Annotated in this window: 12 protein-coding genes and 3 pseudogenes; 7 read left to right on the plus strand and 8 right to left on the minus strand. The window is 70.3% G+C overall.

Features of this window, described 5'->3' with window-relative positions; genetic code table 11:
• Nucleotides 1-20: 20 nt before the first annotated feature.
• From AB0M30_RS13260 to AB0M30_RS13270, 3 genes are all read right to left on the minus strand, one after another.
• Nucleotides 21-635, minus strand: a complete 615-nt coding sequence (locus tag AB0M30_RS13260) for a helix-turn-helix domain-containing protein (RefSeq protein WP_364583615.1) — start codon at nt 633-635, stop codon at nt 21-23.
• Between the two features lie 47 nt (nt 636-682).
• Nucleotides 683-1,540: an oxidoreductase gene (locus AB0M30_RS13265; protein ID WP_364583618.1), complete on the minus strand. Its 858-nt coding sequence runs from the start codon at nt 1,538-1,540 to the stop codon at nt 683-685.
• A 67-nt stretch (nt 1,541-1,607) separates the two neighbouring features.
• Nucleotides 1,608-2,672, minus strand: coding sequence for an acyl-CoA dehydrogenase family protein (locus AB0M30_RS13270; protein ID WP_364583621.1), 1,065 nt, complete (start codon nt 2,670-2,672; stop codon nt 1,608-1,610).
• 89 nt (nt 2,673-2,761) lie between these two features.
• Between AB0M30_RS13270 and AB0M30_RS13275 the strand changes: the two genes are divergently transcribed.
• Nucleotides 2,762-3,664 carry an AraC family transcriptional regulator gene (locus AB0M30_RS13275; protein WP_364583623.1) on the plus strand — a complete coding sequence of 301 codons (903 nt, stop codon included), beginning with the start codon at nt 2,762-2,764 and terminating at the stop codon, nt 3,662-3,664.
• 156 nt (nt 3,665-3,820) lie between these two features.
• Nucleotides 3,821-3,895, plus strand: a pseudogene (locus AB0M30_RS13280) (DNA-binding response regulator); the annotation flags it as partial.
• A gap of 34 nt (nt 3,896-3,929) precedes the next feature.
• Here the strand turns inward: AB0M30_RS13280 and AB0M30_RS13285 are convergent.
• Nucleotides 3,930-4,214 carry an isoamylase gene (locus AB0M30_RS13285; protein WP_364583626.1) on the minus strand — a complete coding sequence of 95 codons (285 nt, stop codon included), beginning with the start codon at nt 4,212-4,214 and terminating at the stop codon, nt 3,930-3,932.
• Between the two features lie 402 nt (nt 4,215-4,616).
• On the opposite strand from AB0M30_RS13285, the gene AB0M30_RS13290 reads away from it, so the two are divergent.
• Nucleotides 4,617-4,844 (plus strand): hypothetical protein, encoded by a 228-nt coding sequence (locus tag AB0M30_RS13290; protein WP_364583629.1) that lies wholly within the window; start codon nt 4,617-4,619, stop codon nt 4,842-4,844.
• A 122-nt stretch (nt 4,845-4,966) separates the two neighbouring features.
• Here the strand turns inward: AB0M30_RS13290 and AB0M30_RS13295 are convergent, their stop codons facing one another.
• Together AB0M30_RS13295 and AB0M30_RS13300 are read right to left on the minus strand one after the other, a co-directional pair.
• Nucleotides 4,967-5,311 (minus strand): hypothetical protein, encoded by a 345-nt coding sequence (locus tag AB0M30_RS13295; protein ID WP_364583632.1) that lies wholly within the window; start codon nt 5,309-5,311, stop codon nt 4,967-4,969.
• 320 nt (nt 5,312-5,631) lie between these two features.
• Nucleotides 5,632-6,785, minus strand: a pseudogene (locus AB0M30_RS13300) (glutathione-independent formaldehyde dehydrogenase).
• 429 nt (nt 6,786-7,214) lie between these two features.
• Between AB0M30_RS13300 and AB0M30_RS13305 the strand changes: the two are divergent.
• From AB0M30_RS13305 to AB0M30_RS13315, 3 genes are all read left to right on the plus strand, one after another.
• On the plus strand, nt 7,215-7,673 hold the full coding sequence (locus AB0M30_RS13305; protein WP_364583635.1) for a peptidase inhibitor family I36 protein: 459 nt from the start codon (nt 7,215-7,217) through the stop codon (nt 7,671-7,673).
• 61 nt (nt 7,674-7,734) lie between these two features.
• A complete protein-coding gene (locus AB0M30_RS13310) occupies nt 7,735-8,610 on the plus strand; it encodes a hypothetical protein (protein WP_364583638.1) in 876 nt (291 codons plus the stop codon).
• Nucleotides 8,611-8,720: 110 nt separating this feature from the next.
• Nucleotides 8,721-11,876: a tetratricopeptide repeat protein gene (locus AB0M30_RS13315; RefSeq protein ID WP_364583641.1), complete on the plus strand. Its 3,156-nt coding sequence runs from the start codon at nt 8,721-8,723 to the stop codon at nt 11,874-11,876.
• A 214-nt stretch (nt 11,877-12,090) separates the two neighbouring features.
• Here AB0M30_RS13315 and AB0M30_RS13320 read toward each other — a convergent pair.
• Nucleotides 12,091-12,822 (minus strand): annotated as a pseudogene (locus tag AB0M30_RS13320) (tetratricopeptide repeat protein); the annotation flags it as partial.
• A 193-nt stretch (nt 12,823-13,015) separates the two neighbouring features.
• Nucleotides 13,016-15,595, minus strand: a complete 2,580-nt coding sequence (locus AB0M30_RS13325) for an AAA family ATPase (protein WP_364583644.1) — start codon at nt 15,593-15,595, stop codon at nt 13,016-13,018.
• A 282-nt stretch (nt 15,596-15,877) separates the two neighbouring features.
• Between AB0M30_RS13325 and AB0M30_RS13330 the strand changes: the two genes are divergently transcribed.
• The gene (locus AB0M30_RS13330; protein ID WP_364583647.1) at nt 15,878-16,384 is read left to right on the plus strand and encodes a ricin-type beta-trefoil lectin domain protein; all 507 of its coding nucleotides are present in this window, start codon (nt 15,878-15,880) and stop codon (nt 16,382-16,384) included.
• Nucleotides 16,385-16,462 lie beyond the last annotated feature (78 nt).

Raw genomic sequence — 16,462 nt, forward strand, 5'->3', positions numbered from 1 at the left:
GGTCGGTATCGTACAGCTGGTCAGGGCTCGATCCCCGCGACCCGGAGCCACACCACCCGGCACGTCTCGGCGGCCTGATCGAGCGCTTCGGGAGAGGCCGCCGACGCGTGGTAGAACGTCCGCTCGATCATCCAGCACACCGCCCCCGCGACGGCCCGTGCGCCCGCGGGGCCGTCGCCGTCCGGGACGCCGGCGCGGACCAGGATCGCCGTGATCGCGTCGATGAAGATCTCCGCGGTCTCCCGCCACAACGCACCCAGCTCGGGAATGGCCGAGGACTGGTCGATCGCGACGCGCATGACCAGGCCGTGCTCGTGCCAGCGGTCGCGGGTGCGCCGCAGGGCCGTCGCGATCGCGTCCGCGGGTGCCGCCGGGTCGCCGGCCGCCGCGCGCGACTTCTCGTGCAGCGCCTCGACGGTCCGGGCGAAGAGGGCGACGAGCGCCTCCTGCTTGGAGCTGAAGTAGAAGTACATCGACGCGCGGGAGAGCCCGGCGCGCTCGGCGATGTCGCCGGTCGTGAGCGCGTCGAAACTCTTCTCGGCCAGCAATTCCTCGAGCACCTCGAGGATCTTCAGCTCGCGCAGGTCCCCTTTGGACGGCGCGCCGGACCGCCGCCGGACCGCCTTGTCAGGCATCGCGTGCCCCTCCCCTCCCACCGGTACCCCTCACGATGGCACGGCGGTCAGTTCGCCGCGATCCGGTGCCCGTCCGGGAAGTCGGTCGATCGCGACAGCTCTTCCCAGCTTTCGATGTCCGCGGCCACCGCGGCCCGGCCGCTCGCGACGAGCCGCAACGCGTCCGAACCGAGCACGAGGTGCACCGGCGGCTGCTCCGCCTCGATGACGGCGAGCACGGCTTCGGCGGCCTTGGCCGGGTTGCCCAGCTGGTGGCCGCTGGCGGCCTGCCGGGCCGCGCGGATCGGCTCGAAGAGCTCGTCGTAGTCCGCGATCGACCGCTCACTGCGGACCATCGAGCGGCCCGCCCAGTCCGTCCGGAACGAACCGGGCTCGAGGACGGTCACCCGCACGCCGAGCCCGGCGACCTCTTTGGCCAGGGTTTCGAGCATGCCCTCCACCGCGTACTTGCTCCCGCAGTAGTAGGCCAGCCCGGGGACGGTCATCAGCCCGCCCATCGAGCTGACCGCGAAGATGTGCCCCGAGCGCCGCTTCCGCATCCCCGGCAGGACGGCGTGGACGGTGGCCGCCACGCCGAAGACGTTGACGTCGAACTGCGCACGCAGCTCGGCCATCGGGGACTCCTCGAACACGCCCTCGTGCCCGTATCCGGCGTTCGCGATCAGCACGTCGATGGGGCCGACGCTGCGCTCGACCTCGCCGACCACGGCGAAAACCGCCTCGTCGTCGGTCACGTCGAGCTGACGCGCGTGGGCGCGGCCGGGCGCGAGCGCCTCGAACCGCCCGAGGTCTTCGGGCTTGCGCACGGTGCCGACGACGGTGTGCCCGGCCGCCAGCGCGCCTTCGGCGAAGGCGCGGCCGAGGCCGCTGCTCGCGCCGGTGATCAGGAGGGTTCGCTTCGTCATGCCCTCGACTCTACGCCTTGTCGAGAAAACTCGACACTGTGTCGACGATCGCCGCCGACCCGGTCGGTCACTGCTCGGCGGGCGCCAGGGCCGTGCCCAGGGTTTCGACCGCGAGGTACGGGTTGAGGTGCGGGTGCCTGCTGCCGACGGCGATGTCCCGCCAGAAGCGCTGCAGGGCGTTCGACGTCGCGAAACCACTCGGACCGTGCAGGTCGAGCATCCGCTCGAGGGCGGCCCGGCAGTCCCGACCGGCGTCGGCGAGGGCCATGCGCAGCCGCGGCCCGTCCGCCGGGGGCAACTCGGCCGAGCCCGCCTCGCGGGCGACCTCGAGCATCGTCTTCTCGGCGCGGTCCACCAGATAGGCGGCCTCCGCCAGCCAATGGCGGGCCCCCGCCGACTCCCCCATGCGCGAGTACGCGGTCATGAACGGTTTGCGGTCCGAGGCGAACATCGCGATGACGGCGTCGAGCGCCCCTCGGGCGGCACCCACCACCGGACCGAGCACCGTGATGGCGTACAGCATCAAGTCTCCCAGGGGGAAGGGCGCCGCCGCCGTGATCCGGCCGACCGGCACGAGGACGCCGTCGGCGACCAAAGTGTGGCTGCCGGTGCCGCGCATGCCCGCCATGTCCCAGGTGCGCTCGACGACGAGGTCGGCCGTCGGCACCACCGCGAAGGAGAACTCGCCGTCGACCAGCAACGCGAGCGTGGCCCAAACCGCGTCTTCGCAGCCCGAGACGTTCGGCCAGCGGCCGGTGACGCGCACCCCGTCCGGAACCCGCTCGCCCCGCGCGCCGGGCACCCCTGAACCGCAGAACAGCGCGTCCGGATCGGCGAAGAACTCCGGCGTCGCGGAACCGGGCAAGAAGCGAACGGCGAGGTTCTTGGCCGTGACGCAGGTCCCGGCGACCCACGCGGTGGACGGGCAGGCCCGGCCGAGGCCGGTCAGCCGGCGCGCGATGGTCTCCGTGTCCGCCCATTCCCCGCCGTGCTCCCGCGGGGTCCGCCAGGCGAAGACGCCGTCCTCGTGCAGGGCGGCCAGACCTTCGGCCGCCGGCCGCTCGTTCTGTTCCACTTTTCCGGCGTGGGCGCGCAGGAGGTCCGTGGTTCCGGCGTTCGCGTATTCGATCACTCCACCGACTCAAGCACCGGACGCGCGCGGCGTGCCATGCGCCGGCGGCACCGGTTCATACGCGGCTGTGCGCCGGTAGCATCGCCGGTATGGACCTGATCAGCGAGGTGATCCGCACCGTGCGGGTCGGGAGCGCCGGGGCTCGCGTGATCAAGCAGCCTCCGGCGGGCCTCAGGTTCGCCGCGTTCGCCGGCAGCGGGTTCCACATCATCACGCGCGGTACCTGCTGGCTGATCGGCCACGACGAGCCCGTGGCCCTGCGCCCGGGCGACATCGTGCTCACCTCGTCCGGCGCCGAGCACGGCCTCAGCCAGGAACCCCGCGCGCTGGCGGACATCCCGCTGTTCGAGCTGGGCGCGCCCCCGCCGGCCCCGGAGCCCGCGGCCTTCGAGTTCCTATGCGGGGCCTACCGGCTCGACCACGGCCACGCACCCCAGTACCTGCGCGCGCTGCCCGACCTCATCGCGCTGTCGCCGGACTACGACCGCCACCCGGAGCTGCGCTCCCTGATCGACCTCCTCCTCACCGACGTCTCGGCGGCCCGGCCGGGCTCCGGCGCGACGCGGCGGGCGCTGCTGGACCTGATCCTCGTCCAGGTCCTCCGCCAGTGGCACGAGCGGGACACCGCGGCGGGGTGGCCGGAGGTCGCCCACCCGGGGATCGCGGCCGCGCTGCGCGAGATCCACGAAAACCCGCACCGGCCGTGGACGGTGGGCCGGCTGAGCGAGGTCGCGGGGATGCCCCGCACCGCCTTCTCCCGGCTGTTCACCGCCGCGGTGGGCCGGCCGCCGATGAGCTACCTGACTGGCTGGCGGCTCGGCCGCGCCGCCCGGCTGCTGCGGGAAACCGACGCCGCGCTGGCGAGCATCGCCCCGCGAGTCGGGTACTCGACCGAGTTCGCCTTCTCGGCCGCCTTCCGCCGCGAGTACGGCGTCTCGCCGGGACGGTTCCGCACTACCCCGCCCACCCTCACCGCCGCCGACGTTCACTGATCGGTCAGGAGCTGACGAGGGTGCCTTGCCCGGCCAGTTCCTGGCGCAGCGCGTTGCTCATGCTCCAGACGGCGGCCTTGGAGACCGGGTAGGCGCTGCTGCCGGGAAGACGAACCAGGACGGCCAGGAGGCGATGTTCACGACCGCGCCGCCGCCGTTTCCGGCATCCTGACCAAACTGGACCTGCGCCAACGGGTCCAAGCGGTCGTGTTCGCCTATCGGACCGGGCTTCGCCACAAGTGCCGAGTCGTGATCCCGGGGGCTGCTACGCCGGCGAGTCGGCGATCCGGCCGAGCACGTCCGGGTCATCGGGGTCGTCGAACCAATAACCGTTTTCCCCGAGGTAGCGGAACTGGACGGCGACACCGGCGGCCACCTCGACACTGACGGAGCGGCGTCCGATGGTGCGGGGCTGCAGGTCGTGCTGGCCGGGAGTCCAGTCGTTGAACGAACCCACCACGCTGACGCGGCCGGGCGGCTCGTCGGCGGGCAAGCTGAAGACGATGCGCTTCGCGCCGCTTCCGTCGCGGCCTCGGCAGATCTTGATCACTCCGCGGTAGCCCTCTCAGTGTGTCTGTCGGAGTCCGGGCGCTCGACGTTGAGCGCGTCCATGATGCCATCCCGCCGTCGCCGATCACCCCCGCCGACACCGTGATCACTCGATCGATCGGCCGCCGCCGCGACGCGGTATCGCCTCGCCTGCGAGTGATCCGCCGTGTGCCCTGCTGCCGACATCCGGACGGGTGAACCTCCCTCGGTCGAGCAACGGTCAGGAGCGGTGCACGTGCCAGAACCTGTCACCTCCGGAACCGGTGGTGCGCGACCGAGCCCGGGTGGCCGCACGCCAGACCGATGCGCGGCGCCGCATCCTCGAGGCCGCCCGTGTGGTGATCGCGGAGCAAGGCTTCGCCGCCGTCCTCCTTCGGCTGGGACCACGACGACAACCCTGTCGGTGCTGCACGGACCGCTCCCCCTGCCCGGCGGGATGCTGCTCGTCCTCGGCATGGACCTGCCCGACGGCTTCGGGCAGTGGCACTGCCTCCCGGCGAGCGGCACGACCCACCTGGTGTGGGACGCCGCCAGGTTGCCGCAGGAATGCTTGCCGGACTCACACCGCCGCTCAAACGTCCTCTTCCCCGGTCGGCGGCGTGCGCCTCGCGGAGCGCCCGCGTTGATGTGACTCTGACCGGCTTGACCAGGTCGGACGCGACCTCACGACTGTCCCGTCTCAGGGCGGCGCGGAGCCGGGAACCGGTGCCGCGCCGCCCTGATGTCCCCCCGCGTCCGGTGCGCCTGGCGATGTCACCAGAAGCGGACCCAAAGTTCGTAGTCGTCGCCGGGGAGCCAGCTGCCGTTGATGCACTCGTAGCCCTTCCAAGAGCCCTGGGCCACACCGTCGCGTCCCCGGTTCTCGCAGTCGGACTTCCACGTGTAGTAGCCCGTGAAGGAGTAGCCGACCGGCCCTGGACCCGGCCCTCTGACCGCGGCGGGCACCGCTTGCGTCCGCGCTGTCCCGGCCGGAGCGGCCTGGGCCGCCGTGGGCGCGACCGCCGCCAGCGCCAGCACCGCCGCGGCGACCGGCAGCGCGCGCAACACCACGGTCCGTGTCTTTCTCGGCTTCGTCGTGGTCGTCCGCTCGGATCTCATACAGTCCCCTCCGTTGTGACGCCCCGGCCTCAGCTTCGTGGCCGACGCGATCGTGTTCTCGACGATCAAGTCATACCGGCGCGCGGTGTTCAGGAGAGGCTCTGACCGGGCTGAACGACAATCGCTGAACAACGAAGCCGGGAATCGTCACCGTCGCGGCAAGGTCGACGCGCGCAGCTGCGGAAGTCGTGGTCGCGCGCCTGGATTTCGCCGCTGCGACGGTCCGGGCGCCGGCGCCGTTCGCGGCGCTCCAGCTCGACTTGCGCCACCCCGTCGGCCGCGAAGACGGCGATCCGGCGTCCGTTCAGCTTCCCGTCCTGTCAGGCACCCGCCATCGCCGGGTGCAGGACGACCTTCGTCCAGCCGTCGTCTCGCTTGTCGAAGTGCTCGTAGGCCTCCGGCGCGCGTTCGAGGGGCAGCTCGTGGCTGACGATGAACGACGGTTCGGCCTTGCCCGCGGCGACCAGGTCGCGCAGCTGCCGGTTGTACTTCTTGACGGGCGCCTGGCCGCTGCCGATGTGCTGGCCCTTGAACCAGAACATACCGTAGTCGAAGGCGAGTTTGCCCTGCTTGGCCAGCTCGTCCTCGGCCCCGGGGTCCTGGGGCACGAAGACGCCGACGTTGCCGATCCGCCCGGTGAAGCGCACCGAGGCGACCAGCCGGTTCATCGTCAGGTTCGCCTTCTCCCGTCCGTCGGGTTCGTGCGCCTGGTAGCCGACGCATTCGCAACCGTTGTCCGCACCCAGCCCGATCGTCTCGTCCAGAACCGCCTGCACCGGGTCGACCTTCGAGTCGTCGATGGCGATCGCGCCGATCGATTCCGCCAGCCGCAGCCGGTCGGGGCGCCGGTCGACGACCATCACCCTGCTCGCCCCGCGGATGGTCGCCGAGAGCGCGGCCATCAGCCCGACCGGGCCGGCGCCGTAGATGACCGTCTGGTCACCGGGCCGCACGCCGGCCATCTCGGTGGCGTGGTAGCCGGTCGGGAAGATGTCGGCGAGCATCACGTAGTCGGTCTGACGCTGCTCGGCGTCCTCGCCCAGCCGCAGGCAGTTGAAGTCACCCCAGGGCACGCGCAACAGCTCGGCCTGTCCGCCGGCGTACGGGCCCATGTCGGCGAAGCCGTACGCGGCACCGGCCATCTTCGGCTCGGGCTGGGCGGTCAGGCAGTAGTTCGTCAGCTGACGCTCGCAGTTCTTGCAATGCCCGCAGGCGATGTTGAACGGCAGGACGACCCAGTCGCCCACCTGGACCTTGTCGACCCCGGAGCCGACCTCGACCACCTCACCCAGATTCTCGTGCCCGAACCAGCGGCCGGTCTCGAAGCCGGTCCGGCCCTCGTACATGTGCAGGTCCGAGCCGCAGATGTTCGCCGACGTGATCCGCACCAGGACGTCGGCCGGCCGCTCGATCCGCGCGTCCGGCACGTCCTTGACACTGACCTGCCGCGGACCTCGTACACCACTGCCTTCATCACTGCCTCCTTGTCGTAGCTGCCTGCGGGGCCGGATTTCCTCCGGAGAACCCGCTAAACCACGACCGACCCCGGCCGCTTGGACGTGTTCGATCGGTGGGTTAGCCGGATGGCCAAGGGGTAGCCGCCCCGCATCGGATGCGTCCTGGAACGTGACACACCAGGTCGGCGACCGGGCGCGCGCGAAGGAGACGCCGTGGAAATTGGCGCGCCTCGAGCAGGTCCGCACCACCGGCGCCCCTGCCGTCAGCCGTTCGTCCCCTTCCCCGGTGACGGCCGCATTGGACAGCGGACGCGCCGGACCGGCTCATGCTGGTTCTCCGACGATGCCGGTTACTCCACTCGGGTTCTCCCCCGCGCGCGGCCTCAACCCCGCTGCAGTTCGGGCGTGAAGGCAACGGCAGGACCCACTATCGAGGGAGGAACACGATGTCGAAGGTACGGAGGACCGCGATCGGCGCCGTTCTGGCCGCGGCGGGGCTCATCGCGGCCCCGGCAGCCCAGGCGGCGACCGCGAGCCCGGCGGCGAGCTCGGCCTGCCCGGGTTACCACTTCTGCTTCTACTTCAACAGCGACTACGGCGGCGCCCACGCCGACTACCTGCTCTCCGACGGCAACCTCGGCGACGAGCTGTTCAACAAGGCCGGCACCACCACCAGGGGCTTGGGCGTCCAGGTGAAGAACAACGCCGCGTCGGTGCGCAACAACTTCGCCTTCCCCGCGACGGTCTACTACAACAGCGGCTGCAACGGCAGCGTCGCCTCGCAGACGTTCGGCGCGTACTCCTCCGGAAACTTCAACTCCACCATGAAGAACCAGAACGCGAGCTTCAAGTGGGTTGGGAGTACCGGCGGCGGTTTCGACTGCGCGAACCGCGATCAGTTCTAGCCGCCCGGATCGGGGCCGCGCCGGAGAGGCGCGGCCCCGGTCGCGACCCGGAGGTCCAGCCGTGGCCACATTCCATCGCCTGGCCGCGTTCGCCGCAGTGCTGGCGGTCGCCGCGGCCTGCTCGGCGGCGCCCGCCGCGACGCCCGGCTTCGGTGCGGGCGACCTCGACGCCGCGCTCGGAAAGGTCCCCCGCGACCTGGCGGCCGTGCACGGCCTCGATCTCCCCCTCGACCGGTCGCAGCTCACGCCGGTCGAGGAACTGGAAGTCGTCAAGGCACGCAACACGGTGATGGAACGCTGCCTCGCCGCTCGGGGGCTCGTGTTCACCTTCCCGCCGGTCGATCCCGTGCGAGACGCCGCCAAGCCGAGGCGGCACGGTCTTGTCGACGTGGCCGAGGCCGCGACGTACGGCTACCGCGAGCCGGCCGTGTTCACCCGACGCCCCACCGGCGTGCCGGAACAGCCATCGCCGGACGTCGTCGCGATGATCACCGGCAGGAGCGACCGTCACGACGTCCCGTCCGGCGGCTGTGCGGGTGAGGCGGACCGCGCCCTCGCACCCGATGCGAAACCCGGGCAGGAACCGGTGAGTTTCGGGTTGAGCCAACGGAGTTACGAGATCACCCGGACCACCCCGCCGGTGACCGCGGCCGCGGCGGCGTGGTCGCGGTGCATGGCCGAGGCCGGTTTCCGGTACCGCGACCCGCAAGCCGCGATCGGCGACCCCGCGTTCGGTGCCGGCCGTGCGTCGGCACACGAAATAGCCGTCGCCACCCGGGACGTGCGGTGCAAGGAACGGGCCGATTGGGTCCGGACGTGGGTCGCGGTCGAGCGGGTGGTGCAGGAAGCGCTTGTGCCGTACCACACCGCCGACCTGGCACGCGAGCAGCAGCACAAGGAATGGCAACTGGCCGCGGCCCGCAAGATCACCGGGTGACGGCACTTCGGGGCCGGCACCGGTTTCGCAGCCCCACGGCCAGGGGACAAAACAAGGACAACTTCAGCAGCCGTTCACGAAGCAGGTTCGCCGTTTCTACAGTAAGCCACATGTCGTATCCCGAGATCCCACGGCGGTGGAACCCCCAGGTGGGGACGCCGGACGAGGAGCTCGCGGGTCCGCGGCAGGTGATCCACGTCGAGAGCGGATTCGGATACGGGGTTGTCGGTGCGGACATCCACGTCTTCGGCGACGGGCTTCCCCTGTACCTGCTGGAGAACTGGTCCCCCGGGCCGGTGGCGGATCCCGGTTTTCTGCGGGAGCTGCCCAGCCGCATGCTGAATTCCCGGTACGCGGTCGTCCCGTTCACCGGGCGGCAGGAGGAACTCGCTCAGCTGTACGAATGGCGCCAGACCGGCCCCAGGCTCGCTTACCGGTGGCTGCACGGCCCTGGCGGGCAAGGCAAAACCCGGCTCGCGGCACAGTTCGCGGCCGACAGCACGGCCGCGCGCTGGAAGGTCGTCACGGCCACGCACGGCCCCGGCACCGTCCTTCCTCCGCCCGGCAGCCAGGACCTGCGCCTGGGCAACGAGGCAGGACTGCTGCTGCTCGTCGACTACGCCGACCGGTGGCCGCTGACGCACTTGACCTGGCTGTTCAGCAATGCCTTGCTGCACCAGCTCGGCATGCCGACCCGTGTGCTGCTGCTGGCGCGGACCACCGACCCCTGGCCGGCGATCCGGGCCAGCCTCGCCAACCGGGAGGTCAGCACATCGACCCAGCTCCTCGAGCCGCTGCCGGTCGACGAGTCCGGGCCGCGCGCCGCGATGTTCGCCGTCGCCCGGGACAGCTTCGCCACCCCGTACGGCATCCCGTCCACGGCGGACATCGCGCCGCCGGGTGCCCTCGACGAGCCGGATTTCGGTCTCACACTGGCGCTGCACATGGCTGCCTTGGTCGCGGTCGAGGCCAGCCGGACCGGCTCGCGCCCACCCCCCGACCTGGCCGGTCTCACCGTCTACCTCCTGGATCGCGAGCAGTTGCACTGGGCGCGCCTGTACGGCGACTCGACCCATGAGCTGGACCCGGCCGCCCGGGTCTTCCACACCCCGCCGTCCGTGATGAACCGGACGGTGTTCACCGCGGCCCTCACCGGACCGGTCCAACGCACCACCGGCACCGGCGTGGTCGGGCGAATCCTCCGCCGGCCGCCGGCCGCCGAGCAAGTCATCGCCGATCACACGGTTTGCTACCCCTCGCCCGATCCGATCCGCGACACGGTCCTCGAGCCGCTCAACCCGGACCGGTTGGCCGAGGACTTCCTTGCCCTCACCTTCCCCGGTCACCGCGCCGACTACCCGGCCCAGGACTGGGCCGCGCCCACCACGACCGCACTGCTCGCACGCGGGCCCGACCACCTGCCGGCCGCTTGGACCCCTCGGGCCATCGTGCTGCTGACCAGCGCCGCCGAGCGATGGCCGCACCTGGGTCCCCTGCACCTCTACCCGATTCTGCACAGCGACCCACAACTGGCCGTGGCGGCCGGAAGCGCCGCGCTGTCCACACTGGCCAGCATGGCGGACATCAGCCCCGAACTCCTTGAGGAGATCGCCGCTCACTTCCCCACCGAGCACGCCGTTGATCTCGACCCCGGGATCGCCGACGTCGCCGCCCGCATCGCCCGCCACCGTCTCGGGGGCACCGACGATCCTGCCGTGCACGCCCGCATCCACTACGACCTCGCCCCACGGCTGTGGTATGCCGGCCGCGACGACGAGGGTCTGGCAGAGGCACGGCGAGCTACCGCCTTGTACCGGCAACTGGCCGCGCAGAACCCTGAACGCCACGCATGGCGGCTGGGCACATCGCTGGCCGCTCTCGCAGGGCACCTGACGCCGGCCCACCCGCACGAAGCGGTAGCCGCCGGAGAGGAAGCCGTTCAAATCCTGCGACGCCCGGCGGAGAGTGCTCCGCAGACGGCTGCGATCAACCTGACAGGCGCGCTGGAGAACTACAGCGCCGCCCTCTCCCGGGTCGGCCGGAGGACAGAAGCAATGGCCGCTGCCGAGGAGGCGCTACGCATCATGACCCAGCTGGCCGGCGCGGCGTCCGATGACGCGAAATGGGCGGATTATTTCGCCGGCATCCTCAACAACTATGGTTGTTTTCAGGATGTCAAGGATGCCGGACAGCGAGAGAAAGCCATCTTCTCCCTCTCCGAGGCCACGAAGCTCTACCGGCGTCTGACGGAAGCCAACCCGCGGACCTTCATGCCGGATCTTGCCATGTCCCTGCACAACCTCGGTGACAGGCTGGCGGAAGCCGGCCGCCCGGACGAGGCGGTGGCAGCGACCGCCGAAGCCGCCCAAATCTACCGGCGGATCGTGGAGGTCAACCCGTCGGCTTTCGAGCAGAGACTCGGTCAGACGTTGGAGCACCTCAGCATGCGTTTCCACGAGGGAGGACGGCGGGAAGACGCGGCGCAGACCGCTAGAGAAGCGACGCGTGTTCATCGCCGGTTAGCCGAAAAAAAGCCGCATGAGGCCACTCCGGCCTTGGCACGGTCGCTGTCCGCCCTCGGCGTAGTGTGCCATGGAGCGGGACACAAGCAGGAAGCCTTGACGGCAACCGAGGAAGCCGTGGGCATCTACCGACGCCTCGCCCAAGTCGACCCGGAACGGTATGAGGCAGGTCTCGCAGGCACATTGGACCATCTGAGCATTCGCCTCGCCAAAGTACAACGACTGCAAGAAGCGATCACAGCGGCCGACGAAGCCGCGCGCATCTACCGTCGCATCAGGACGGCCAAACCGGAACTGTACGCAAGCGACTTCGCCATGGCTCTGGGCAACCTCGGCGTGCTCCTCTCTCAGTCCGGGCGACAGCACGAGGCGCTGGCGGCGGCAGAGGAAGCCGTTCGCATTTTTCGCCAGCAGGCACACAAGAATCCGCACAAATTCGCTCCTCACCTTGCCAAGGCGTTACTTTCCCTCGCCATGGCCAGGCTGGCGGTACGCCAAGACCTACAGCATGTTTGGGAGACGATCCACGAGGGAATCGAGATCCTGATCCCGTTTGCCCGAGCCGAACCGCATATATTCGGGGAACCACTGTACGAACAATACAAAGTGGCCGCGATATTTTTCGAGCTGGTCGGCAGCAAAGCAGAGGCGGACCAGATTCGACACCTGGTGAGCACCTCGGACCCGAACAGCAACCTCCTTGTTTTCCATTTCGATGTACAGCCGATCGGCAGGTTCGGCTAGCCGGTCACTGGTGCTGTCCGGTGCCGTCACCGGCGTCCATGGGCGCGGGCGGCATCCGTGTGTCGGGAAGGTGGTAATGGGTGACGTTGCCGAACATGGCGCCCGTGGCAACGGAGCCCTGGCCGGACGCGGTGATGTGCTGCACCGCCGGAGGCGGGTGTGGCACCGGTTCGATCCGGTGCTCGGGCGGTAGCGCGGATGTCGCCGCCTGGTGGCTGAGGGTGTCCAGGTGCAGATGATGGGCGCCATATCTCTCGATGAGAGAGTCGAGTCTCCTCCGGCCGGTGACCAGGACGGTACAGGTGGCCGTGCCGGGGAAGAGCGGCTCGACCTGGTCGGCGGTGGCGGCGTTGTCCAGCACGATCAGCATCCGCTTACCCGCGACCTCCCTGCGGTACCGGGCGGCCTGAGCATCCGGGTCGGCAGAGCTGTGGACGGGGTCGACACCAAGGGCGTCGAGAAATCCGCCAACCGCGGTCAGCGGCTCCACCGGCCGGCCGGTAGAGCTGAAGCCGCGCAGGTCGACGAAGAGTTGCCCATCGGGAAAGCGGTGGATGTTGCGGTGTGCCCAGTGCAGAGCAAGCCAGGTTTTGCCGATCCCGCCTGCCCCGCTGATGGCGCAGATCGCCACCCCTTGGCCGTCCTGCGATGACGGCGTCGCCCGGACGGGAGCGGCCAACACCTCGTCGAGAACGTCCAGTTCGGCGCTCCGGCCGACGAAGGCACCCGGTGGCGGAGGCAATCGGCGCGGCACCACGTGGTGGGTGGGGGCATGGATGTGCAGACCGCCGTGGATTACACCGGCTTGAATCACGTTGTGGATCGAGCCGGCGGTCGACTCGTTGCTGACCTGTGGACTCTTGTCGGCCGCAGGGACAACACGGTCTGGTTCGGGTGTCGCCACCTGCGCACCTCCCGAGCACGTCGGCTTCACCCCAGCATCCATCGCCACCGCGCCGCTCCAGGGCAAAACCCATCGAGGTTCACCCAGTGGGAGCACACCGTTCGTCCGGACTCGCCCGCCCGGCGATGACGCGAATCGCGCCGAACTTCGGCCGCGTACCACGGAAAAAGTGGTCCACACCCCGGCGGAGGCCGATTCAGCAGAATCGTGCGGCACGGTGCGAACCCCGGGGACACTACCTTGCCGAGCCGTGGTTCCGGTACGCGGCGGCGGCCTGAACGCGGTTGGCTACGCCGAGCTTGGCCAGCAGGGCGGAGACGTGGTGCTCGACGGTCTTGCGAGACAAGGTCAACCGGCCCGCGATCTCGGCGTTGGACAACCCGTCGGCGAGCAGGGCGAGGACATCCACCTGACGGACGGTCAAACCCGCCGGCTGGGCCGTCGTACTGCGACGGGGACCGCGCGGCATTCCGGTGACACCGCGTCGCCGCAGCGCGGCGCGTAGGCACCCGGCCGCCCGGGTCGCGCCGAGGCTGTCCAGGGTCCGCAGCGCCTCGACGGCCGCGGGGGGATCACCGGCCGACATCGCCTCGATCCGCAGGTAGGTGGCTCCGCGCGCGGCCCACTCCGCCGCCGCCTCCGCCCAGCTGCCACTGATCATCAACTGAAACGGCGAGGCGACGGCGGTCGCCGGGCGCTCGGTGGCACCAGCCCGCCAAAGCCGGTACGCCAGCACGCCGAGCTGGAACGGCTGGTGCACCGGCGCCGTCAGTTCGAGGCACTGCCGAGCCTCGTCGGCGGCACGGTCGGCATCGCCGTTCCACAGGAAGTACTCCGAACGGGCCGCGGCCACCGGTGCCAGCCACTGAGCTTCGCCGATCTGGCCGGCTCGGCGTGCCGCTTCGTCCAAGGTGGAGATCGCATCAGGATTCCCGCACGCAGCCTGGATTCGGCCCCTGGCCACGAGCGGCATCACCGCGGTGACGGCGAACTGCCCCGGCCGGGCCAGCGCGGCATCGGCGTCGGCGAGCGCACCAGCCCAATCGCAGCGCTGCATCCGCACGTTCGCGCGAGCGCCGATCAGATACTGGGCGTAGCCGTCGAGGTTCTGTTCCCGGGCGTAGCGGAGCGCCCCGTCGATCAGCGCGACGGCGTTTCCGTACTGGGCAAGCTCTTCGGCTGTCACGCAGGCCAGGTTCAGCTTGGCGCGGACGGCCAGATCGACGTATCCGTTGGCGGCCGCGCGTTCGTGTGCCTCTTCCAGCGCTGCCTGGGCGTCGCCTGCTTCGTCGGCCAACCGCGCGGTCTGCACGTTGATCGTCGCGTGGATCGCGGTCTCGACGTCGCCCACTTGTTCTGCGAGTGCGCGCGCCCGCTCCCCCAAGGCGATTGCCGCGCCGTGCTCGTAGGCCCGCATGTGCACCTGAGCCCGGTTGCTGTACGCCATGGCGAGTTGCCGGAGGGGCCGCCCGGCCGCCAGGACACCCACCGCCCGATCAGCCGCCTCCAGGGCCTGCGCCGAATGCCCCGTCCACCAGGCCAGCCGGGAGATCCAGCGGAGGTTCTCCGCGACCTGCTCGGGCTGCGCCAGCTCTTCCCGGATGGTCGCGGCCTGGTGCCTGGCCTGCAGCCCCTCGACGAGCAGCCCGGCCAGGTACGCCTGCAGCGCGTACCGCTCAAGCAGCCCGGCGTGTTGCTCAGGCGACAGCCGGCCCGCATGATCGATGGCCGCCCGGTAGTGCGCCGCCGCCTCCCGGTGCGCGCCCTGACGGGCCGCGCCGGCCCCGGCCGACTGCCCGTACCGCAGCACGGCACGGAAATCACCGGCGTGGCGCGCGTGGTGCACCAGCCGGCCCGGATCGATCCCGGGCACCCCGACCAGCACATCCAGTACCCGTCGGTGCAGCTCGGCCCGGCGGGGCGGCGACAACGCGTCCTCCACTGCGCTGCGCAGCAACTCGTGCCGGAACGACACGCCGTCGCCAGCTGAGATCAGCACCCCGGCGTCGACGCAAATATCGACCAGGTCGGCCGCGCCGGCGACGATCGCGGCGTCTGCGTGAGTCGGTACGACCGACACCAGCCGGGCCAGATCCCGCGCCGGCGCCGGCAATGCGCGTAGCCGGTCGAGGATGAGATCCTGTACCGCACCCGGTACCGCCCGTCCGCCGGCCTTGACCAGCTCGGTCACCAGCAACGGATTACCGCCGGTCAGCCGGTAGGCCAGAGCCGGGTCCCGCCCGGCCTTGCGCGCCTGCTCGCCCACGCACTCCGGCGACAGCGGCAGCAGCGGTATTCGACGCACCACTGCACCAGGCAGCATCGCCAGCGTTCCCCGCAGCGGATGTCCGGATCCCAGTTCGTCGTCGCGGTAGGTCACCACCAGCAGCACCGGCAGGCGCCCGATTCGCCGGCCGAGCAGCGCCATCCAGTCCAGCGTGGCCTCGTCTGCCCAATGCACGTCCTCGACCACGATCACCGGCCGGGGTCGCTGCCGAGGCCCTGACAACTCGTCCAGGAACGCGGCGAAGATCTCCTCCTGAGCCGCGCCCGCACCCAGCCGGGCGGCCAGCACACCACCCGCCTGCCGGCCGATGTCATGCAGGGGCCCGAGCGCCCTGGGGGTGACCAGGCGGTCACACCCACCCCAGAGGACGCGGGCGCGCCGCCCACACCGCTCGGCGAACGCCGTCACCAGCGCCGATTTGCCCAGCCCCGCCTCGCCCGGCACCAGCGCAATCCGGCCACCGGCCGCGCTTTTGTGCAGCAGCGCGTCCAGCAGGTCCAACGCCGAGGAGCGTTCCCACAACTCCATAGACGGATAGTAATGGCATGGACCGAGTTGTCGGTCCGGCGTTTCTGTCGGGTACCGGCTACCTCGTCCCTGAGTTGTGGGCACCGCCGAGTCACCAATATGGGCAGCCTCACCCTGTCACCGAGCCTCAGGCTCGCCATAGCGTCCTGCCGGTCCGAGAGCGACAGAGGGAGGCAGGATGACGATCCGCCGCACGCTGAGCGCCGGTTGCCGGGGCGGGGTCCGCGCCACCCCACGCCGCTGAAAGCCACGAGTGGCATGCCAAACGAAAGGAACAATTCGATGAGAAAGAGTCCATTCCCGACCGTGCTCGGCAGCATCGCGGCACTCGCCGCCGGCGTCCTGGCGTTCCCGACGGCGGCTTCGGCCGCCAACCCCGACCGCATCGGCAATCCGATGCAGAGCGTCTGCCTCCAGCCCGAAAACGGATCGACAAGTGCTGGAGCACTGATCCTCCAGGCAGCCTGCAACGGGTCGGCGGCGCAGCGCTGGACCCGGGACGGACTCCACTACGTCAACCTCGGTAGCGGCCTGTGCCTGAATGCCGGGGGCGAACGGGAGTCCGGCCACATCCTGGCCAGCCAGTGGCCTTGCAACGCGATCAGCAACGAGAACTGGCAGCCGGCGTCCTCCGTACCCGGCGCTGTCACCGCCCTGATCTCGCGGGTCTCCGGCACCAGCAACACCTGCCTCGAGCTCCCCGGAGGGTTTCCCGGTGTCGGCAACGGCGCGTGGCTCAGCAGGTGCAACGGATCCCTTCCCCAGCAATGGCTCGTTCCGTCCAGCTAGAAACTGCAGCTCGACCGCGGCCGGCCTCTCCGCGCCGAGCGTGCCGAGGCCGAAACCAGGCTGGCGCTGGTGGCCCGC

It is taken from the genome of Amycolatopsis sp. NPDC051716, from assembly GCF_040681595.1.
Taxonomy (GTDB): domain Bacteria; phylum Actinomycetota; class Actinomycetes; order Mycobacteriales; family Pseudonocardiaceae; genus Amycolatopsis.